The sequence below is a fragment of the Burkholderia sp. HI4860 genome, from assembly GCF_002223045.2.
GTDB lineage: Bacteria > Pseudomonadota > Gammaproteobacteria > Burkholderiales > Burkholderiaceae > Burkholderia.
In genome coordinates, this window is record NZ_NKFO02000001.1 from 1,230,775 (window position 1) to 1,250,052 (window position 19,278).

General features: G+C 67.6%; 19 protein-coding genes. 14 read left to right on the forward strand and 5 right to left on the reverse strand.

Annotated features, from left to right (window positions below; all coding sequences use genetic code 11):
• Positions 1-89: 89 nt before the first annotated feature.
• Positions 90-1,454 carry a 2-hydroxycarboxylate transporter family protein gene (locus CFB34_RS05565; protein ID WP_089441552.1) on the reverse strand — a complete coding sequence of 455 codons (1,365 nt, stop codon included), beginning with the start codon at positions 1,452-1,454 and terminating at the stop codon, positions 90-92.
• Between the two features lie 432 nt (positions 1,455-1,886).
• Between CFB34_RS05565 and CFB34_RS05570 the strand changes: the two genes are divergently transcribed.
• Genes CFB34_RS05570 through CFB34_RS05595 form a run of 6 tightly spaced genes read left to right on the forward strand, consistent with a single transcriptional unit; the run spans position 1,887 to position 8,109 of the window.
• The gene (locus CFB34_RS05570) at positions 1,887-2,717 is read left to right on the forward strand and encodes a MetQ/NlpA family ABC transporter substrate-binding protein (RefSeq protein WP_039367858.1); all 831 of its coding nucleotides are present in this window, start codon (positions 1,887-1,889) and stop codon (positions 2,715-2,717) included.
• Positions 2,718-2,727: 10 nt separating this feature from the next.
• On the forward strand, positions 2,728-4,146 hold the full coding sequence (locus CFB34_RS05575; RefSeq protein WP_089441553.1) for an LLM class flavin-dependent oxidoreductase: 1,419 nt from the start codon (positions 2,728-2,730) through the stop codon (positions 4,144-4,146).
• A gap of 18 nt (positions 4,147-4,164) precedes the next feature.
• Positions 4,165-5,355 (forward strand): ATP-binding cassette domain-containing protein, encoded by a 1,191-nt coding sequence (locus tag CFB34_RS05580; RefSeq protein WP_089441554.1) that lies wholly within the window; start codon positions 4,165-4,167, stop codon positions 5,353-5,355.
• Positions 5,348-6,004: a methionine ABC transporter permease gene (locus CFB34_RS05585; RefSeq protein ID WP_046546161.1), complete on the forward strand. Its 657-nt coding sequence runs from the start codon at positions 5,348-5,350 to the stop codon at positions 6,002-6,004. The genes CFB34_RS05580 and CFB34_RS05585 overlap by 8 nt, the downstream gene beginning before the upstream one ends.
• Before the next feature lie 54 nt (positions 6,005-6,058).
• Positions 6,059-6,901, forward strand: a complete 843-nt coding sequence (locus CFB34_RS05590) for a hypothetical protein (RefSeq protein ID WP_089441555.1) — start codon at positions 6,059-6,061, stop codon at positions 6,899-6,901.
• A complete protein-coding gene (locus CFB34_RS05595; protein WP_089441556.1) occupies positions 6,898-8,109 on the forward strand; it encodes an acyl-CoA dehydrogenase family protein in 1,212 nt (403 codons plus the stop codon). The genes CFB34_RS05590 and CFB34_RS05595 overlap by 4 nt, the downstream gene beginning before the upstream one ends.
• A 16-nt stretch (positions 8,110-8,125) precedes the next feature.
• On the opposite strand, the gene CFB34_RS05600 is transcribed toward CFB34_RS05595, so the two are convergent.
• Complete coding sequence (locus CFB34_RS05600) at positions 8,126-8,947, reverse strand: hypothetical protein (RefSeq protein ID WP_089441557.1); 822 nt, start codon at positions 8,945-8,947, stop codon at positions 8,126-8,128.
• Positions 8,948-9,194: 247 nt separating this feature from the next.
• On the opposite strand from CFB34_RS05600, the gene zigA reads away from it, so the two are divergent.
• Genes zigA through CFB34_RS05625 form a run of 5 tightly spaced genes read left to right on the forward strand, consistent with a single transcriptional unit; the run spans position 9,195 to position 13,900 of the window.
• Complete coding sequence (gene zigA, locus CFB34_RS05605) at positions 9,195-10,403, forward strand: zinc metallochaperone GTPase ZigA (protein ID WP_179243771.1); 1,209 nt, start codon at positions 9,195-9,197, stop codon at positions 10,401-10,403.
• Between the two features lie 58 nt (positions 10,404-10,461).
• Positions 10,462-11,382, forward strand: a complete 921-nt coding sequence (gene folE2 / locus CFB34_RS05610) for a GTP cyclohydrolase FolE2 (RefSeq protein WP_179243770.1) — start codon at positions 10,462-10,464, stop codon at positions 11,380-11,382.
• Positions 11,376-11,954 (forward strand): 6-carboxytetrahydropterin synthase, encoded by a 579-nt coding sequence (locus tag CFB34_RS05615; protein WP_089441560.1) that lies wholly within the window; start codon positions 11,376-11,378, stop codon positions 11,952-11,954. Before folE2 ends, CFB34_RS05615 begins: the two co-directional genes overlap by 7 nt.
• The gene (locus tag CFB34_RS05620) at positions 11,954-12,514 is read left to right on the forward strand and encodes a carbonate dehydratase (RefSeq protein ID WP_089433370.1); all 561 of its coding nucleotides are present in this window, start codon (positions 11,954-11,956) and stop codon (positions 12,512-12,514) included. Before CFB34_RS05615 ends, CFB34_RS05620 begins: the two co-directional genes overlap by 1 nt.
• Before the next feature lie 3 nt (positions 12,515-12,517).
• The gene (locus CFB34_RS05625) at positions 12,518-13,900 is read left to right on the forward strand and encodes a dihydroorotase (protein WP_089441561.1); all 1,383 of its coding nucleotides are present in this window, start codon (positions 12,518-12,520) and stop codon (positions 13,898-13,900) included.
• 15 nt (positions 13,901-13,915) lie between these two features.
• Here the strand turns inward: CFB34_RS05625 and CFB34_RS05630 are convergent, their stop codons facing one another.
• Entirely contained in the window at positions 13,916-14,947 is a 1,032-nt protein-coding gene (locus CFB34_RS05630; RefSeq protein ID WP_089441562.1) for a hypothetical protein, read from the reverse strand.
• Positions 14,948-15,201: 254 nt separating this feature from the next.
• Positions 15,202-15,666 (reverse strand): Lrp/AsnC family transcriptional regulator, encoded by a 465-nt coding sequence (locus CFB34_RS05635; RefSeq protein WP_089441563.1) that lies wholly within the window; start codon positions 15,664-15,666, stop codon positions 15,202-15,204.
• Positions 15,667-15,820: 154 nt separating this feature from the next.
• Between CFB34_RS05635 and CFB34_RS05640 the strand changes: the two genes are divergently transcribed.
• Complete coding sequence (locus tag CFB34_RS05640) at positions 15,821-16,450, forward strand: LysE family translocator (RefSeq protein WP_089441564.1); 630 nt, start codon at positions 15,821-15,823, stop codon at positions 16,448-16,450.
• A gap of 31 nt (positions 16,451-16,481) precedes the next feature.
• Here the strand turns inward: CFB34_RS05640 and CFB34_RS05645 are convergent, their stop codons facing one another.
• The gene (locus tag CFB34_RS05645) at positions 16,482-17,330 is read right to left on the reverse strand and encodes a helix-turn-helix transcriptional regulator (protein ID WP_089441565.1); all 849 of its coding nucleotides are present in this window, start codon (positions 17,328-17,330) and stop codon (positions 16,482-16,484) included.
• A gap of 196 nt (positions 17,331-17,526) precedes the next feature.
• Between CFB34_RS05645 and CFB34_RS05650 the strand changes: the two genes are divergently transcribed.
• Together CFB34_RS05650 and CFB34_RS05655 are read left to right on the forward strand one after the other, a co-directional pair.
• The gene (locus CFB34_RS05650) at positions 17,527-18,489 is read left to right on the forward strand and encodes a DUF2167 domain-containing protein (RefSeq protein WP_089441566.1); all 963 of its coding nucleotides are present in this window, start codon (positions 17,527-17,529) and stop codon (positions 18,487-18,489) included.
• Positions 18,486-19,211: a site-2 protease family protein gene (locus CFB34_RS05655; protein WP_089441567.1), complete on the forward strand. Its 726-nt coding sequence runs from the start codon at positions 18,486-18,488 to the stop codon at positions 19,209-19,211. The genes CFB34_RS05650 and CFB34_RS05655 overlap by 4 nt, the downstream gene beginning before the upstream one ends.
• The last annotated feature ends 67 nt before the right edge of the window (positions 19,212-19,278 follow it).

Sequence of the window (19,278 nt, forward strand, 5' to 3'; positions counted from 1 at the left end):
CGACGCCCTGAACGACGCGCGCCGCGCGCCGGCTGGGCCGGCGGCGGCGCGTGCGAAGCGGCCGGCGCGACGGTGCGCGCGGCGGCGCGTCATCCGAAGTGGGCGATCAGGATCAGCGTGACCGTGACGACGATCGCGCCGCCGATCCGCGTCGCGATCTGCGCGAACGGCATCAACTGCATCCGGTTCGCGGCAGTCAGGATCGCGACGTCGCCGGTGCCGCCTTGGCCGCTGTGGCAGGCGTTCACGATTGCGGTGTCGATAGGGTACATCTTCATCAGGCGGCCGACCACGAAACCGGTGCCCATCAGCGTCGCGACGGTCGACACGATGGTGACGACGTTGACGATCGTGAACGCGGCGGTCAGCTTGTCCCACGGCGTCATCGCGACGCCGATCGCGAACAGCAGCGGGTACGTGACGGCGGTCGAGAAGAACTTGTAGACGACGAACGCGCCTTCCTGCAGCGGCGGCGACACCGCACGCGCGAGCTTCACGAGCACCGCGAGGAACAGCATCGCGACCGGCGCGGGCAGGCCGAACAGCTTATGCGCCATCAGGCCGACCAGGTACAGCGTGATGGCCGTGATGCCGGCGCCCGCGATGTGCGAGACGTCGACGTGGCCGCGGATTTCCTCGTTCTCGGGCGTCATGTCGCCCGATTCGCCGACCTGCAGGCGGCCGTTGCCGGTCAGGTGCGGGAAGCGCTTGCCGAGCATGTCGAGCGCGCCCGACAGGATGATCGCGGTCAGGCTGCCGAGCATCACCGGCGGCAGCACCATCGCGAACATCTCGCCTTGCGGCAGGTGCATCAGTTCCGAATAGCCGATCGACAGCGGAATCGCGCCTTCGCCGACGCCGCCGGCCATGATCGGCACGACGATGTACAGCAGCGTGTGGCGCGCGCCGAGGCCGAGCGCGGTGCCGACCGCCGTGCCGACGATCGCGGCCGCGACCGAGCCGGCCGCGAGCGGGATGAAGATCTTCACGAAGCCCTGGATCAGCACGCGGCGATCCATGCTCAGGATGCTGCCGACGATGATCGACGCGATGAACAGGTACAGGAAGTTGGTCGACTTCGTGAACTCGACGGTGAGGTTCAGCACCGGCTTCGGCAGCACGTGGTAGTACGTGAGCGCGGACGGCACGAAGGTCGCGAAGATCGCGGCCGCGCCGATGTTGCGCAAGAGCGGCAGGCGCTTGCCCAGTTCCGCGCAGGTGAAGCCGAAGAACGCGAGCACCGCGATCGCCATCGAGATTTCGCCGGGCACCTTGCCGGTCACCGAGAAGCCGACGATCAGCGCGAGCAGGATGAAGTAGACGGGCAGCGGAATGATGCCGATGCGGATTTCCATCAGTTTCCACCAGCCTTCCGGCCAGAAGCGCGCGCGCGGGGCGGCGACGGCGTCGGAAACCGGCTCCGGATGGGACGGGGTATGGATAGAGGTCTGCAAGACGTGTCTCCTGATGTTGGTATGCCTGCATGGCTTCGCGGCATCGTGTGCCGTCTATTACGCAACCCCCGTGCCAGAAATCCCGCTCGCCGGAAGATTTTTAATGCCTTGATTTATAAGGAGTTTGTTTCGTCTGCGGAAAGGGCGCCCCGACCGGCTGGCCGAGATTTCGGAATTCGCCCGGCGCCCAGGCCGAGATTTCGGCCTGGCGGCCGGCCGGGCACCCGGTCGCACCCCCGATCCCGCATGGCCGCCCGCCATATCGCCGCGCGCGATTTTCTTCGCACAATCGCTTCGTAGACCGCCCCCGCGCCGCTCTCTATCATCGGCTGATCTTTTCCGATGCGTTTGACCTCTGTCCGGAGAACGCCCGTGCGTTCGCCGCGGCGTCGCTCATCCATCGATACCGTCTTTGGACAGGAGAGTGGTTTCATGCTGCATGCCGTTTTTTCCGCCCGCTTTTCCGCCGGCCGCGTCGCGCGCCTGCTGGCTGCCGCCGTGCTTGGCGTCGCATTGCTCAATGGCGCGCACGCCGACACCGCGCCGCTGAAGGTCGGCATCTCGACCAGCCCGCAAATCGAAGCGCTGAAAGTTGCCGCAAAGGAAGCGAAGGCGCAGGGGCTCGACGTGAAGATCGTCGAATTCACCGACTGGAATACGCCGAACGCGGCGCTTGCGAACAAGGACATCGACGTCAACTACTTCCAGCACATCCCGTTTCTCGAGAACGCGAACAAGCAGGGCGGCTACAACTTCGTGTCGATCGCGCCCGGCACGATCATGAAGATCGGCCTCTATTCGAAGAAGGTGAAAAGCTTCAGCGAGCTGAAGGACGGCGCGAAGGTCGCGATCGCGAACGATCCGGTGAACGGCGGGCGCGGGCTGTTGCTGCTGCAGCGCGCGGGCCTCATCACGCTGACGCCGGGCGCCGACTACCGCGCGACGACGCACGACATCGTGTCGAACCCGAAGCACCTGAAGATCATCCCGCTCGAAGCGTCGCAGCTCGCGCGTTCGCTCGACGACGTCGATCTCGCGCAGGGCTACCCGAGCTTCATCAAGCTCGCCGGCACGACCGACCCGAACAGCGCGCTGCTGTTCGACGGCACCGAGAACAAGATCTTCGCGATCCAGTGGGTCGTGCGCCCGGACAGCGTGAACGATCCGCGCATCCGCAAGTTCATCTCGATCTACCAGCACTCGCCGGCGGTGCGCAAGGCGCTCGACAACGCGTTCGGCTCGCTGTACGCGATCGCGTGGTGACGGAGGCGGCATGACGACGGCGAACCGCAAGAAAATCCTGCTCAACGCGTTCAACATGAACTGCGTCGGGCACATCAACCACGGGCTGTGGACGCATCCGCGCGACCGCTCCGCGCACTACACCGATCTCGACTACTGGGCCGACCTCGCGAAGACGCTCGAGCGCGGCAAGTTCGACGGGATCTTCCTCGCGGACATCGTCGGCGTGTACGACGTGTTCGGCGGCGGGCCCGACACCGCGCTGCGCGAATCGGTGCAGGTGCCCGTCAACGATCCGCTGCTGCTGGTGCCCGCGATGGCGCAGGTCACGCGGCACCTCGGCTTCGGCGTGACCGCGAACCTCACCTACGAACCGCCTTACCTGTTCGCGCGCCGCATGTCGACGCTCGATCACCTGACCAAAGGGCGCGTGGGCTGGAACATCGTCACCGGCTATCTCGACAGTGCCGCGCGCGGCATGGGCCTCGCGCAGCAGATCGGCCACGACGACCGCTACGAGCGCGCGGACGACTACATGGACGTCGTCTACAAGCTGTGGGAACAGAGCTGGGACGACGATGCGGTGATCCGCGACGCGAAGGCGCGCGTGTTCGCGCAGCCGGGCAAGGTGCGGCGCGTGAAGCACGACGGGCCGTTCTATTCGATCGATGCGATTCATCTGTGCGAGCCGTCGCTGCAACGCACGCCGGTGCTGTACCAGGCCGGTTCGTCCGCGCGCGGTGTCGAGTTCGCGGGGCGTCACGCGGAATGCGTGTTCGTGAACGGGCAAAGCAAGGCCGCCGCGCGCGCGGCGACACTCGACATCCGCGCGGCCGCTGCACGGCAGGGCCGCGACCCGGCGTCGATCAAGATCTTTGCCGGTGTGAGCGTCGTGACGGCGGAAACCGAACTTCTGGCACGCGAGAAATTCGACGAATACCGGCGCTACGCGAGCGCCGAAGCGGGCCTCGCGCATTTCGCGAGCTCTACCGGCATCGACTTCGCGAAGTACGGCCTCGACGAGCCGATCTCGTATGTGAAGACCGATTCGATCCAGTCGGCCGTCGACGCGATCTCGCGCAAGAGCACGACCGGCACGTGGACCGTGCGCCGCATGCTCGAACAGATGTCGCTCGGCGGCCGCTATGCGCCGATCGTCGGCTCGCCGTCGCAGGTCGCGGACGAACTGCAGTCGTGGATCGACGAGACCGGCATCGACGGCTTCAATCTGACGCGCACCGTGATGCCCGAATCGTTCGAGGATTTCGTCGACTGGGTCGTGCCCGAGCTGCAGAACCGCGGCGTCTACAAGGAAGACTACAATCCCGCGCCCACGCTGCGCGAGAAGCTGTTCGGCGCGGGCCCGCGCCTGCCCGCGTGGCATACGGGCGCGCAGCACCGGCCGGGCGCCGCCGTGCACGCCGAATCCGCGCATCCCGCGCATGTCTGAACGTGACGGAGCGAAGCGATGACGCAATTGTTCGATACGCTGGGTTTCATCGAGACGTCGGCAGTACGTGCGGGAGCCGAGGCAACGGCACATGACGAAGCGGCCGTGTCGGCCGAATCGACCCGCGCCGGCGTTGCCGTGTCGCTGGAGCAGGTCGGCAAGGTGTTCGCGACGCCGCGCGGCCAGGCCGCCGCATTGCGCGACGTGACGCTCGACGTGCGGCGCGGCGAGGTCTTCGGGATCATCGGCCGCAGCGGCGCCGGCAAGTCGACGCTGCTGCGGCTCGTGAATGGCCTCGAACGGCCGAGCTCGGGCCGCGTGCGCGTGCAGGGCGTCGATGTCGGCGCGCTCGACGAGGATGGCCTCGTCGCGCTGCGGCGGCGCACCGGCATGGTGTTCCAGCATTTCAACCTGCTGTCCGCGAAGACGGTGTTCGAGAACGTCGCGCTGCCGCTGAAGATCGCCGGCGTGCCGAAGGCCGAGCGCGTGCGCAAGGTCGAGGCGCTGCTCGAACTCGTCGGGCTCGCGGCGAAGCGCGACGCGTATCCGGCCAGCCTGTCGGGCGGGCAGAAGCAGCGCGTCGGCATTGCCCGCGCGCTCGTGCACGATCCGGAGGTGCTGCTGTGCGACGAGGCGACGTCGGCGCTCGATCCCGAGACGACGCAGTCGATCCTCGCGCTGCTCGCCGACATCAACCGCCGCCTCGGGCTGACGATCGTGCTGATCACGCACGAGATGGAAGTGATCCGCGCAGTGTGCGACACGGTCGCGGTGATCGAGCAGGGCGAAGTCGTCGAAACGGGCCCCGTGTGGCGCGTGTTCGGCGATCCGCGCCACGGCGCGACGCGCGCGCTGCTCAGCACGCTCGTGCACGACCTGCCGGCCGAACTGGCCGCGCGCGTGCAGCCGTTGCCGGAACAAGCGGCGTTGCCTGAAGGCGCGCAGGTGGTGCTCGACGTCCGCTATACGGGCGAGAGCGGTGGCGAGCCGGATGTCGGCGCGCTTGCAGTGGCGCTCGGCGGCTCGGTGCGGTTCCTGCACGGCGGGATCGAGCGCATCCAGGGGCACGCCCAGGGGCGGCTCGTGATCGCGACGGCACTGCGTGCGGACGACGCCAGCCAATCGACCGCCCGCGGCGGTGCAGTGGCCGCGCTGCTCGAACGCGCGCGCCGCCACGCGAATCACGCGGAGGTGCTCGGCTATGTTTGACCTCTGGTGGCCCGAACTGCTCGACGCGATCCGCGACACGCTGTCGATGGTCGCCGCGTCGGCCGTGATTGCCGCGCTGATCGGCATCCCGCTCGCGGTGATTCTCGTGACGACCGCGCCCGGCGGCATCTACGAGCGGCGCGGCGTGAATGCGGTGCTCGGCGCGCTCGTCAATGTCTTCCGCTCGACGCCGTTCATCATCCTGCTCGTCGCGCTGCTGCCGTTCACGCGCGTGCTGATCGGCACGACGATCGGCGTCTGGGCGGCCGTCGTGCCGCTGTCGATCGCCGCGATCCCGTTCTTCGCGCGGATCGCCGAGGTGAGCCTGCGCGAAGTCGACCGCGGGCTGATCGAGGCCGCGCTCGCGATGGGCGCGAAGCGCCGCCACATCGTGTGGCACGTGCTGCTGCCTGAAGCGCTGCCGGGCATGCTCGGCGGCTTCACCATTACCGTCGTCGCGCTGATCGGCTCGACGGCGATGGCGGGCGCCGTCGGCGCGGGCGGCCTCGGCGATCTCGCGATCCGCTACGGCTACCAGCGTTTCGACACCACCGTCATGGCGACCGTGATCGTGATCCTGATCGCGCTCGTCTCGGCCGTGCAAATCACGGGCGACCGCCTGGTCCGACGCGTGACCCGGCGTACCTGAGCGACGCCACAAGCGTCTGCTCGCTTCATTCATGATCCTGAGAGAAAGAATCCTATGACCTTGCCCATCGGCGCGCCGCGCGAATGGAACGGACAATTCGAGGAAGCGCTGTTTCTCGACGTGGCGCGACGCCATCGTCCTGACTTCCCGGCGAAGCTCGCCACGCCGCCGCGCGAGCCGCGCAACGACGACGAACTGGCCGCCGTCGCCGACTACTACACGAAGATGGCGTCGCACGACCTGTTCATCGTGCAGGTCGTCGCGAAGGCGATCGACACGCTGTTCCGCGACGATCCGCACTTCCAGCTGATCCTGTCGCGCCAGCTCGGCGACGACGGCGCGCACGCGGTGATCGGCCGCGAACGCGTGACCGAACTGACGGGGCGCGATCCGCTGCCGGAAGTCGACCGGCTCGTCGCCGCGCACTGGGCGCGCATCGGCGACATCGCGGTGCGCGACATCGCCGGCTTTCTTGCGTTCGAATGGCACTACGAGCTGCACATCCTCGCGAAGCTGTGGATCCAGCGCAAGACCGGCCTCATCGGCGATTCCGCGATGCGCGAGCATGGCGAGAACCGGATCCGGCCGGACGAGGAATGGCATCGCGTGCAGATCGTCCAGTGGTGGTTCGACACGCTGAAGGCGCTGCCGGTGGCCGAACGCGATGCGCTGATCGATCGCGTGATCGCGGCCGACGAGGAGACGCAGGCGCGGCTCGACGGTTACCTGCACGACGAGTACGCGCATACCGCGCACGTGTTCGGTGCCGATATCGCCGAATACCGCGCGATCTACGACGACTGGCGGCGCGAGATCCTGTCGCGGCTGACCGGCCGCCAGCTCGACGCGCTGGTGCCGCTGTCGGGTGAAGCGGTTGCGCAGGAAGCCGTCGCATGAACGATCCGCGTGGCCCGGCGACCTTTGCGCCCGATACCGATACGCCTGCTTTCGACCCCGTCGCGCTGGCGCGCGCGATCGACGCGTTGCGCACCACGGCCGCCGCGCGCGACCGCGCGGGCGGTCATGCGGCACAGGAGAAGCAGTGGCTCGCCGATGCGGGCCTGCTGACGCTCGCGGTGCCGCGTGCGTTCGGCGGGCAGGAAACCGCATGGCCCGGGATCTACGATGCGATCCGGCAGATCGCGCGCGTCGACAGCGCGCTCGCGCATCTCGTCGGGTTCCAGTGCCTGCAGGTGGTGAGCGTCGACGTGTGGGGCAACGCCGCGCAGCGCGAACGCTACCTGCGCGGCACGGTCGAGCAGCAATGGTGGTGGGGCAACGCGGTCAATCCGCTCGACACGCGGCTCGTGGCCACGGCCACGCCTGACGGCGGCTACCGCCTCGATGGCGTGAAGGGCTTCTGTTCGGGCACGCGCGGCTCGCAGCGCATGACGGTGTCCGCGCACGATCCGGACACCGGCCGCACCGTGTTCGGCGTGGTGCCGACCGATCGCGCGGGGATCACGGTCAACGAAGACTGGGATCCGATCGGCCAGCGCCAGACCGACAGCGGCAGCGTGCGCTTCGACGGCGTGACGCTTGCGGCAGACGAGGTACTGCACCGTTCCGAGACGCCGCCGACCCCGCGCGCGACACTGCGCACGCTCGTGTCGCAGCTCGTGCTGACCAACCTGTTCGTCGGGCTCGCGGAGGGCGCGCTGGCGGAAGCGCGCGACTACATGTTGAAGCATGGCCGCCCCTGGATCCAGTCGGAGGTCGCGCAGGCGAGCGACGATCCGTACACGCTGCAGCGCTTCGGCGACATGCGCGTGCGGGCGATCGCCGCGGCGGCGCTGGCCGATCGCGCGGCCGCCGCGTTGCAGGGCGCGTGGGCGCGGCAGGATGCGCTGACGGCGGACGAGCGCGCCGAGGTGGCGCTTGCGGTATCGGAGGCGAAGATCGTCGCGCAGCGCGCGGCGCTCGAGAACGGCGAGGCGCTGTTCGACGCCTGCGGCGCACGTGCGACGGCCGCGTCGCTCGGCCTCGACCGCTTCTGGCGGAACGCGCGCACGCATACGCTGCACGATCCGCTCGACTACCGGCTGCGGGATGTGGGCCGGTTCGCGTTGACGGGCGAGTTGCCGCAGGCGTCGCTCTATACGTAAGTGAGCGCCCGCGCCGTTACTGGTCGACGGTAGGCAAGGTGTCAGGCGGCACGGCCACCGGGGCGGACGCGGGCGCAGGCTGACTGGCCAGCGGTGCGCCGCCGTCCGCGCCGGCGCGCTTGAACGACACCAGTTCGTTCGAATAGCGCGCGTTGCGCATCCCGTTCGCGTCGTAGAACTCCTCGACCGACTTGACCCAGCGTCCGACCGCCGACACGTACCAGAACGCCATGTAGGTCTTGCCGGTCCCTTCCGCCGTCCCGTTGTTGTGGCTCTGCATCACGATCGTCGAGCCGTTCGCGTTGCGTGACACGCCGGACGTGACCGATTGCCCCGGCGCGAGCTGGGCCTTCCACGTGCCTTCGGCCTCGACCTTGATGGCATCGAACTTGCCGCCTGCTACGGTGACGGTGTCGGGGCCGACGACCTTGTAATGCGTGTCGTACGCCTCCGACACGTGCCGCGCATTCGGGTGCGACTCGCTGTACTTGACCTCCCACGTCTTGCCGACCGTCAGCGGAAACGCCAGCGGACGGTTCACCACGGTGTCCGTGCCGTTGACGCTGCGCGAACGGCTCCAGTCCGCATCGACGATCAACTCACGCGGCGCCTGCGTCGTGCCGCTCTGCTGCGTTTCGACGTAGATGTGCTCGGACGTCGTGCGCTGCACGGAAATCTGGTCGCGCGTCTGGCGCCAGCCATTCGGGCCGATTTCGACGGTGTTGATGTAGGTCCAGGTATCGCCGGGCTTCAGCACGGGGGCCGCGATCGATTGGGCGAGCGCGACGCCGGGCAGCGCGGCGCACAGTGACAACGCAGCAAGTATTTTCGTTTTCATGGTGTGTGGGGGCCATCGGTCTCGCCGGAGAGCTTACCAATCACACCTTTCAATCGGCATGCCGTGCGCGATGCCGCTGCCGCTCGCGTAGAACCCGCGCCCGCGCCTCATCGCTCGATCGCGCGTAGGACTGATCGACGGGGCTGCTGGTCGCAGTCACGGCCTGCTGGACGCCCGAAATGATATGTTATATCGTTGCGATACAATATATCATCCTCTCCTCACCGTCCTCAACCGGAATCGCCCGATGAGTGCTGCACTCCAACCGCCCGCGCGGCTTCCCGTGACCGTCCTGTCCGGCTTCCTCGGCGCCGGCAAGACGACGCTGCTCAACCACATCCTCAACAATCGCGAGGGCCGGCGCGTCGCGGTCATCGTCAACGACATGTCCGAGGTCAACATCGACGCCGCGCTCGTGCGCGACGGCGGCGCGGGGCTGTCGCGCACCGACGAGAAGCTGGTCGAGATGAGCAACGGCTGCATCTGCTGCACGCTGCGCGAGGATCTGCTGATCGAGGTCGACCGGCTCGCGCGCGAAGGGCGGTTCGACCAGCTCGTGATCGAATCGACCGGCATCTCGGAGCCGCTGCCGGTGGCCGAGACGTTCACGTTCGAAGGCGAGGACGGCCGCAGCCTCGGCGAAGTCGCACGGCTCGACACGATGGTGACGGTGGTCGACGCGTTCAATTTCCTGCGCGACTACGCGTCGCGCGACAGCCTGCAGTCGCGCGGCGAATCGATGGGCGAAGAGGATGCGCGCACGGTCGTCGATTTGCTGATCGACCAGATCGAGTTCTGCGACGTGATCGTGATCAACAAGATCGACCTGATCGACGCAAGCGCGCGCGAGCGGCTGGTCGCGCTGCTGCGCGGCTTGAACCCGCGCGCACGGATCGAGATCGCCGAGTTCGGCAAGGTGCCGCTCGAGCGCGTGCTCGACACCGGCCTGTTCGACTTCGAAGCCGCATCGCGCGCGCCGGGCTGGCTGCAGGAGATGCGCGGCACGCACACGCCCGAGACCGACGAGTACGGCATCCGCAGCTTCGTGTATCGCGCGCGCCGGCCGTTCCATCCGCAGCGTTTCTTCGATCTCGTCGAAAGCGAATGGCCGGGCGTCGTCCGCTCGAAGGGGTTCTTCTGGCTGGCCACCCACCCGACCGTCGCCGGCTCGTGGTCGCAGGCCGGCGCGGTCGCGCGGCACGGGCCGGCCGGCTACTGGTGGGCGGCCACGCCGCCCGAGCGCTGGCCACTGGATCCGGAAGCCGTGGCGCAGATCCGCGCGCGCTGGGACGAGCACGTCGGCGACGCACGGCAGGAGCTCGTGCTGATCGGCATGGACATGGACGAGCCGGCGCTGCGCGCGCGCTTCGACGCGTGTCTGCTGACCGACGCCGAGATGGCCACCGGCCCCGAACACTGGACCACGTGGGACAACCCGTTTCGCGACTGGCCCTGACCTGACCGCGCTTCCTGCATCGATCCGGATGGAGAAGGCGCTCCACCGGATTTCGAGCATGAACGCACCGCTTCCCGATATCTCCCTGACCGATGCCGCGCCGGGTGGCCGCCCGCTCGAATGGGTCGGCATGCAGGGCATCGACCTGTCCGTTGCAGTGGCCGAACCCGGCTGCCGGCGCGACGTGCATGCGCGCGCCGACGTGCAGGTCGATCTGCCTGCGCCGCACGTGAAGGGCATCCACATGTCGCGGCTGTACCGGCTGCTCGACGGGCTCGATGATGGCGCGGCGCTGTCGCCGGCCGGCCTTCAGCGTGTGCTGCACGCGATGGTCGACAGCCATCGCGACTGCGACACGCGCAGCGCGCGGCTGCGGTTGCGCTTCGACTTGCTGGCGCGCCGCGCCGCGCTGGTGACGGACGGGCTGGCCGGATGGAAAGCCTATCCGGTCCGGATCGACGCGATGCTGACCGGCTCCCGGTTCGCGCTGCGCGCGCAGGTGACGGTCGTCTATTCGTCGACGTGCCCGTGCTCCGCCGCGCTGTCGCGGCACTGGGTCGAGCAGGGATTCCTGGCGGCATTCGGTCGCGACGATCGCGTGGAGCCGGCGGCGGTCGCCGCGTGGCTGAAGCGGCACGCGACGGCGGCCACGCCGCACAGCCAGCGTAGCGAAGCCGTCGTCAGCGTGGCGCTGCCCGCCGATGGCGCGACGCTGGGGCTGATCGACCTGATCGATCGCATCGAGCACGCGCTCGGCACACCGGTGCAGACGGCCGTCAAGCGCGCGGACGAGCAGGCCTTCGCGGTGCTGAACGGCGGCAACCTGATGTTCGTCGAGGACGCCGCGCGCCGGGTTCAGGCCGCGCTGGCCGGCCACCATGCGACCCCGCACGTGCACGTGCGCCATCTGGAAAGCCTGCATCCGCACGATGCGGTCGCCTGGGCCGCGCCGGTGCGCGAAGGCGCCGACGCATGCTGATCCGCAAGCTGTTCCGCTTCGAGAACGCGCACGTCGTGCGCGGCTGCAGCACGCGGCGCTGCTCGCATTCGATCCACGGCCATTCGTACCGCGTCGAGCTGCTGCTGGAAGCGCACGCGCTGGATCACGGGCAGATGATCTACGACTTCGGGCTGCTCAAGGGCGACGTGCGCGAGCTGATCGACGCGTTCGATCACGCGGTGACGCTGTGGACGGACGACGACCCGTGTTATGTCGAAAGCATGCGCCGGCATTCCGAGCGCTGGGTGCTGCTGCCCGTGTCGCCGAGCGCCGAGCAGTTCTCGCGCGTGTTCTTTCGCCTCGTCGATGCGGCGCTGTCCTGCACCCGCATGACGAACGGCGAAGCCGACGTGCGGCTGCATTCGATCATCGTTCACGAGACCGAGACCGGTTACGCGCAGTGCTTTCGCGACGATGCGTTCAACCCGCGCATGGGCCGCATCGACCTGGACGACATCGTGTTCGCGCCGGCCATCGCCGCACAGTGGCGCGATCCGGGCCTGTTCGAGCGGATCAAGCGCGGCCGCCCCCTTTCAAGGCAGGAATCCTGATGATCAGAAAGAACCCGCGCGGCGACCTGCCGCAAATTCACCCGAGCGCCTTCGTCGATCCGACCGCCATTCTGTGCGGGCTCGTGATCGTCGAGGAAAACGTGTTCATCGGCCCGTACGCGGTGATCCGCGCCGACGAAACGGATGCCGGCGGCCGGATCGCGCCGATCGTGATCGGTGCGCATTCGAACATCCAGGACGGCGTGGTGATCCATTCGAAGTCGGGCGCGAGCGTCACCATCGGCCAGCACACGTCGATCGCGCATCGCGCGATCGTCCACGGCCCGTGCAAGGTCGGCAACGGTGTGTTCGTCGGCTTCAACAGCGTGCTGTTCAACTGCACGATCGACGACGGCTGCGTGGTGCGCTACAACGCGGTCGTCGACGGCTGCCACCTGCCGCCGGGTTTCTACGTGCGTTCGACCGAGCGCATCGGACCGGAAACCGATCTCGCCGCGTTGCCGCAGGTGACGGCCGACGCGAGCGATTTCTCCGAGGACGTCGCACGCACGAACAATGCGCTGGTGCTGGGCTACAAGCACATCCAGAACGAGTTCTGAGTCATGGACGAGCCTATCCGACGTGAAGCGGGCGTGAGCGACGCGCTGCGGCTACGTCACGCCGGCCTGCTCGTGCACGGCGGCACGGCGATGACGCCCAACGGCGCCGAGCGGATCGACATTGCGTGCGTGGACGGCCGTGTCGTCGCGCTGGGCGCATTGCACGGCACGTGGAGCGCCGACGTCCTGCTGGACGCCGGCGGCCTGCACGTGTTGCCGGGCGTCGTCGACAGCCAGGTGCATTTCCGCGAACCGGGCTTGACGCACAAGGAGACCCTCGAGGCCGGCACGCGCGGCGCGGTGCTCGGCGGCGTCACGACGATCTTCGAGATGCCCAACACGCATCCGCTGACGCTGACCGCGCAGGACCTGCAGGCCAAGCTGGATCTTGCGCGCGGCCGTGCCTGGTGCGACTACGCGTTCTACATCGGCGGCTCGGCCGCGAACGCCGAACGGCTGCCGGTACTCGAAAACCTGCCGGGCTGCGCGGGGGTGAAGGTCTTCATGGGCAGTTCGTTCGGCGACCTGCTGGCCGACGACGAAGCCGTGTTGCGCCGGATCGTGCGCAACGGGCGGCGACGCATGGCCGTGCATGCGGAAGACGAGGCGCGGCTGCGCGAGCGCCGGGCGCTCGTGGAAGCGAGCGGCGACGTGCGGGACCATCCTCGCTGGCGTGACGAGGAAAGCGCGCTGGCGGCGACGCGGCGCATCGTCGGGCTGGCTGCCGAGACGGGCCGGCGGCTGCATGTGCTGCACGTGTCCACTGCCGGGGAAATGGCGTTCCTCGCGCGGCATCGGCATCGCGTGACCGTCGAGGTCACGCCGCATCACCTGAGCCTGCACGCGCCCGATTGCTACGCGCGGCTCGGCACGTTCGCGCAGATGAATCCGCCGGTGCGCGAGCGGCATCATCAGGATGCGCTTTGGCAGGCCGTGCGAGATGGCGTGGTCGATGTGATCGGCAGCGATCACGCGCCGCATACGCGCGACGAAAAACGCCGGCCCTATCCGCAATCGCCGAGCGGGATGACCGGCGTGCAGACGCTGCTGCCGCAGATGCTCGATCACGTGCAGGCGGGCCGCCTGAGCCTCGCGCGGCTGGTCGACCTGACCAGCGCCGGGCCAGCGCGCATCTTCGGTATCGCGGGGAAAGGGCGCATCGCGGCGGGCTACGACGCCGATTTCAGCATCGTCGACTTGCGTGCGCGTCGCACCATCCGCGACGAATGGATCGCCAGCGTGAGCGGCTGGACGCCGTACGACGGCTGCGCGGTCACGGGGTGGCCCGTGCATACGGTCGTGCGTGGGCAGGTCGTCGTGCGCGACGGCGCGCTGAACGGGGAGCCGGCCGGGCAGGCCGTGATGTTTCTGGATGCGGCGGAGTAGCGATGCACTATCCCTTCAGTCCGTGCGGTTCCGAATAAGCACGTAAGCCTTCCCTGAAGGCGCCTGCACGACCGAGGTGTCGTCGGCGATCGTACCGTCCGACTTGCTGACGGCCGGTTGGCCCGGTGCAGGCGTAAAGACCCATGCGCCGGGATACCTTTCGCGAAGCCCGCGCCGGCCGGACGAAACCCGGGTTCCGGCGGGGTAGGTGATGTCGCCGACGCGGGCCGCGTGCGCCAGCGTAGTGGAGTCGAACGCGAGCACGCGATGTTGCCGGTCGAGATTCAGCGTCGGGTGCCGCAAAGACAGCCTGTCTAGCTCGAACACGAAGCCGTCGGCGACATCGACGCGCCAATAGTCGTTGTCGTGCAGGCCGTCGCCATAAGTGGTCGTGCTCCTCATCAGGGTCGAGCCGGCCGGAATGACCGAGTCGCCTGCCCGGTTGCCTTCGGCCAGACGGCACCGCCAGAGCGTTTTGATTCGCGCATCGTTGCGCAGGACGATCCTCATCGGTTCGCCGCCGGCATCGCACGTCCAGCCGTCGAGTGTCCGGGGTCCGGTGATGGCAAGCGCCAGCGCCGTGAGCATGGTGGGGTGCTGGTTGTTCCACGGTGCTTCATCATCGAATTCCGACCCGGCCGTCAGCGCCATGGCGGGTATTCCGTAGACGCTGACCGCGTGCGGAAATTCGGCGGCCGTGAGCGACGACATGTCGCCCGCGGTATAGAGCGACAGTCTGGTCGCGGGCGGCATGTCGACACCCAGCAGGTGGGTGGACTTTTCGAGTACCGGATGCTTCGCTGCCTCTGTCTTTCTGGATTCCAGCTCAATCTGCAGATAGCCGACGGCCAGCGTAACAAACAGGCTGCCCGCCCAACACAACACGCCGAGCAAAAGGGCCCAGCGGATCCGATGCGCGCCAAACGCTCGCCGTGCGCGTGGAAACACGGCCAGCGCGACAACCCAGACCAGCACCGATACGGCGGCCAGAAACGAAACGCCGAGAACGATGAAGAAGGTGCCGGAGAAAATCGGAGCGGGAATCATTGGAGCGGCGAGTGCCCGGACGGAATTGTCATTGGCGTTGCCCCGGCGCCCCGGGGAAGACCGGCATCGTCAACGGAAGGTTGCCACGGGCCGTCTGGCCCGGTGGCAAACGATCTTGCAACGTCCGGCACGGATGGCGCCCATTGTAGTGTGCAAATGCATTTGTCCGACGGAAGCGCGGCGTGTGTCATATGCACCTCGTTGCTGCCATGCATTGCGCCCGACGAGCAACTGGCCGTGACGTTTCTGGATGCCTAGATCGGCAGGCGAACCGTCTGCTTGATGCGCTTCAGCGGAATCTCGGTTTCGACGTTGCGGACGCCTTCGATCTGCGTGAGCGTTTCCATCTGAAAGCGCTGGTAGTCGTCGAGATCGCGCGCGATCACGCGCAGCAGATAGTCGTAGCTGCCGGCCATCAGATGACATTCGAGTACTTCGGGCGCTTGCTCCATTTCGCGCGCAAAGCGTTCGACGGTGGTCTTATCCTGGCGCTCCAGCGTGACGCGCACGAACGCGGTGAATCGCAGGTCGACGGCAGCCGGGTTCAGGAGCGCGACATACGCATCGATCACGCCTTGCTCCTCGAGCAGATGAACGCGGCGCAGGCACGGTGTGGCCGACAGCCCGGCCTGTTGCGCGAGTTCGGCATTCGTCTGGTTCGATTTCCGTTGCAATGCACGCAGAATGCGCCGGTCGATCGCGTCCAGTTTGATTGGCATTTTTTGCTACCAGAAGCTTGAAAACTAGAGATTAGCTCCAAATCGCTGATTTCATGTAGCCAAATACGCATCCAATCTCCACGGAAGGGCACCGATAATCTGACGACCGGCCGCGCGATTCTCGTCCATCGGCCATCCCTTCAGGAGCGCTCCCATGTCGCATCTATCCTGGCTGCCATTCATCGCAACGTCGCTTCTGATCATCGTCACGCCGGGTCAGGACATGGTGCTCGTGATGTCGCGCACGCTGTCCGGCGGCACGCGTGCGGGCCTCGTGACGGCCGCGGGCGTCAGCGTCGGGCTGCTCGTTCATACGATGCTCGCGACGCTCGGTCTGGGCGCGCTTCTTCAGGCATCCGAATGGCTGTTCACGGCGCTGAAAGTGATCGGTGCGATGTATCTGCTGTACCTCGGCATCACGTTGCTGCGGTCGTCGGGTGAACTGACGCTCGCGAGCGGGCGCGACGGTGCGCAGGCATCACGGCTTCGCACGTTCGCGCAAGGCGCGCTGTCCAACGTGTCGAATCCGAAGATCGCGCTCTTCTATCTGGCGTTCCTGCCGCAATTCGTGCCGGCGGGCACCGCGCATCCGATGCTGTCGCTGTTCGTGCTGGGCGCGACGTTTGCCGGCCTGACGTTTCTCGTCAAGGGGCCGGTCGCGTTGTTCGCGGGCCTGCTGTCTACATCGATCCGCCGCAATCCGCGCATCCTGACGCGCATGCATCGCGTCAGCGGGGTGGTGCTGCTGGGGCTCGGCCTGAAGCTGGCGCTCGAGCGCCGCTGATCGCGGCCGCGGCGCCGGCGCGCGGCCGGCTTTATTCCACCGGCAACGCATCCGCCAGCGCCCGCATTGCCTCCACCGTCTCCGGGTTCGCCGGAAAGAAAGCCTCGATCGCGAGTTCCGACAGCGTCACGTCGACCGGCGTGCCGAACACCGTCGTCGTACTGAAGAACGTCAGTTCGCCGGCTGCCGTGCGCAGCCGCAGCGGCACGGCGATCTCCGCGAAGTCGGTGCGCGCCTGCGTGTCGTCGGGCTGGCCGGCCGGCGCCGGATACGCGGCGAGTTCGTCGTGCAGCGTGTGCAGCGTGCGGTCGCCGCTCGCATCGATCTGTCGCTGCAGCCGATGCAGGATGTGCGCGCGCCATTCGTGCCAGTTGATGATCTGCGACGCGAGCCCGTCCGGATGCAGGCTCAGCCGCAGCACGTTGACGGGCGGCTGCAGCAGCGCCGGGTCGGCTTGCGCGACCAGCGCGCCGAGCATCCGGTTCGCGGCGAGCAGCGTCCAGTGGCGGTCCACGGCGAGCGCCGGATAAGGCTCGTGGCCGCGCAGCACGGCTTCGACCGCATGGCGCGCGGCATCCAGTTGCGGATCCGAAAACGGCCGTTCGCGGAACAGCGGCGCGAAGCCGGCCGCGACGAGCAGCGCATTGCGTTCGCGCAGCGGCACGTCGAGACGCTCGGCAAGATGCAGCACCATCTCGCGGCTCGGCTGCGCGCGGCCCGATTCGACGAAGCTCAGATGGCGCGCGGAGACGTCCGCATCGAGCGCGAGCGCCATCTGGCTCAGGCGGCGGCGTTGTCGCCACGTGCGCAGCAGCGGGCCGATGCCGGACGCGCGGCCGGCGGACGGGGAGGGCGAATGGAGGGCGGCGGTCGGGTTCATGTGGCAGATGATAGGCAATCCCGCGCACCTTGGGCATTACCTCGGACGTAAGCATCGCGCCGCTCCCCGGGCGCGTCACCGCGCTGCGTTACCATAGCCCCCGTGCCAACTGAGAGACGACGCCGGACCCGCGATTGAAAACGCCTGGGCCGGTGGCGTGCATATTTACGACAAGGCATTCCAGGGGAATCCAACAATGAAAAAACTTGCCGTCCGGCTCGCCTGCGTGGCGACGCTCGCATTCGCCGCGACCACCGGCCACGCGCAGACCGAAGCTGCGCAGGTGGAAATGAGGGCCGCCGCCGCGGCCGCCAACGACGCGGTCGTGAAGGGCCCGACCGATATCGACGTGAAACACGAAGCCGTGCTGAAGCTGAAAGCCGGCGAATCGTTCGTGCCGGCTGCCGAAGCCGGCCGCTACCTGCGCTCGATGGGCAACTCGATCGACGAATCCAAGCTGGTCGGCCTCGTGCTGCCCGACGATCCCGATGCCGACTGGATCTCGGTCGTGTCGTTCGAGCCGAGCGGCTATATCCGCGACGACGACGCGAAGGACTGGAAGCCCGACGAGCTGCTGAAGAGCCTGCAGTCCGGCACCGAGGAAGACAACCCGGGGCGCAAGGAGCGCGGCCTGCCGGAGACCGAGGTGGTCGGCTGGGCGAAGGCGCCCGCCTACGACGCCGCCACGCACCGGCTCGTGTGGTCCGCGATCATCCGCGACAAGGGCGCGGCCCCGAACGCCGAGAACGACGGCGTGAACTACCGGACGCTCGTGCTCGGCCGTGACGGCTACCTGTCGCTGACGATGGCGTCGACGCTGGCCGACCTGCCGAAATACAAGGCGTCGGCCGACGAACTGCTGTCGAACATCCGCTTCAACGACGGCAAGCGCTACGCCGATTTCAACAAGTCGACCGACCACGTCGCCGAATACGGCCTCGCGGCGTTGATCGTCGGTGTCGGCGCGAAGAAGCTCGGCCTGCTCGCGCTGATTGGCGCGTTCGCGGTGAAGTTCTTCAAGATCGGCGCGGTCGCGCTGCTGGCCGGTGGTGCGGCACTGAAGCGCTTCTTCGGGCGCAAGCCGAAGGCGGCCGCGGTGCCGGCCGTCGCCGAGGCATCCAGCGTCGCCGACGTATCCGGCACGGAGCGCAAGGAATGACGAAGCTGTTGCTGCTGATCTTCGGCGGCCTGAAGCTCGGCAAGGTGCTCATGTCGGCGGGCACCATGCTGGCGTCGATCGCGGTCTACGCGCTGTTCTACGGCTGGCGGTTCGCCGCCGGTTTCGTGGCGCTGCTGCTGGTGCACGAGGCTGGCCACTACATCGCCGCGCAGCGGCGCGGGCTCGACGTCGGGCTGCCGACCTTCATCCCGTTCGTCGGCGCGTGGATCCAGCTGAAGGAAATGCCGCACGACGCGGAAACCGAGGCGTACGTCGGGCTCGCCGGGCCGTTCGTCGGCACGCTCGGCGCGCTGGCCTGCTACGCGGCCGCGCGCCACACCGACAGCAACCTGCTGCTCGCGCTGTCGTACACGGGCTTCTTCCTGAACCTGTTCAACATGATTCCGCTGTCGCCGTTCGACGGCGGGCGGATCACCGCGGTGCTGTCGCCGCGCATCTGGTTCGCGGGCGTGCCGGTGCTGATCGCGCTGTTCGTGTACCGCCCGAGCCCGTTGCTGATCGTGATGGCGATCCTCGCGCTGCCGCAGCTGAAGCGCGCGTGGCGCTACGACCCCGACGCGCCGGAAAACCGCGTGTACTACGCGACGTCGATCGAGACGAAGACGACGTACGCGCTCTGCTACGTGGGCCTGCTCGCGTTCCTCGCGCTGATGACGTCCGGCGTGCACGACATGCTGCGCGTCGCGCATTCATCGGTCTGACGGCCGGTACCCGAGGTCGAATGCAACAACGGCGGCCGTTTTCATGCGGCCGCCGTTGCTTTGTCTT

Excerpts from the sequence above, each read along its gene's own strand:
- CFB34_RS05650 (WP_089441566.1), top strand. The coding sequence starts at position 17,527 with ATGAAAAAACTTGCCGTCCGGCTCGCCTGCGTGGCGACGCTCGCATTC.
- zigA (WP_179243771.1), top strand. The coding sequence starts at position 9,195 with ATGAGTGCTGCACTCCAACCGCCCGCGCGGCTTCCCGTGACCGTCCTG.
- CFB34_RS05635 (WP_089441563.1), bottom strand. The coding sequence starts at position 15,666 with ATGCCAATCAAACTGGACGCGATCGACCGGCGCATTCTGCGTGCATTG.
- CFB34_RS05580 (WP_089441554.1), top strand. The coding sequence starts at position 4,165 with ATGACGCAATTGTTCGATACGCTGGGTTTCATCGAGACGTCGGCAGTA.
- CFB34_RS05620 (WP_089433370.1), top strand. The coding sequence starts at position 11,954 with ATGATCAGAAAGAACCCGCGCGGCGACCTGCCGCAAATTCACCCGAGC.
- CFB34_RS05625 (WP_089441561.1), top strand. The coding sequence starts at position 12,518 with ATGGACGAGCCTATCCGACGTGAAGCGGGCGTGAGCGACGCGCTGCGG.
- CFB34_RS05595 (WP_089441556.1), top strand. The coding sequence starts at position 6,898 with ATGAACGATCCGCGTGGCCCGGCGACCTTTGCGCCCGATACCGATACG.
- CFB34_RS05640 (WP_089441564.1), top strand. The coding sequence starts at position 15,821 with ATGTCGCATCTATCCTGGCTGCCATTCATCGCAACGTCGCTTCTGATC.
- CFB34_RS05575 (WP_089441553.1), top strand. The coding sequence starts at position 2,728 with ATGACGACGGCGAACCGCAAGAAAATCCTGCTCAACGCGTTCAACATG.
- CFB34_RS05590 (WP_089441555.1), top strand. The coding sequence starts at position 6,059 with ATGACCTTGCCCATCGGCGCGCCGCGCGAATGGAACGGACAATTCGAG.
- CFB34_RS05570 (WP_039367858.1), top strand. The coding sequence starts at position 1,887 with ATGCTGCATGCCGTTTTTTCCGCCCGCTTTTCCGCCGGCCGCGTCGCG.
- CFB34_RS05645 (WP_089441565.1), bottom strand. The coding sequence starts at position 17,330 with ATGAACCCGACCGCCGCCCTCCATTCGCCCTCCCCGTCCGCCGGCCGC.
- CFB34_RS05655 (WP_089441567.1), top strand. The coding sequence starts at position 18,486 with ATGACGAAGCTGTTGCTGCTGATCTTCGGCGGCCTGAAGCTCGGCAAG.
- CFB34_RS05630 (WP_089441562.1), bottom strand. The coding sequence starts at position 14,947 with ATGATTCCCGCTCCGATTTTCTCCGGCACCTTCTTCATCGTTCTCGGC.
- CFB34_RS05615 (WP_089441560.1), top strand. The coding sequence starts at position 11,376 with ATGCTGATCCGCAAGCTGTTCCGCTTCGAGAACGCGCACGTCGTGCGC.
- CFB34_RS05600 (WP_089441557.1), bottom strand. The coding sequence starts at position 8,947 with ATGAAAACGAAAATACTTGCTGCGTTGTCACTGTGCGCCGCGCTGCCC.
- CFB34_RS05585 (WP_046546161.1), top strand. The coding sequence starts at position 5,348 with ATGTTTGACCTCTGGTGGCCCGAACTGCTCGACGCGATCCGCGACACG.
- folE2 (WP_179243770.1), top strand. The coding sequence starts at position 10,462 with ATGAACGCACCGCTTCCCGATATCTCCCTGACCGATGCCGCGCCGGGT.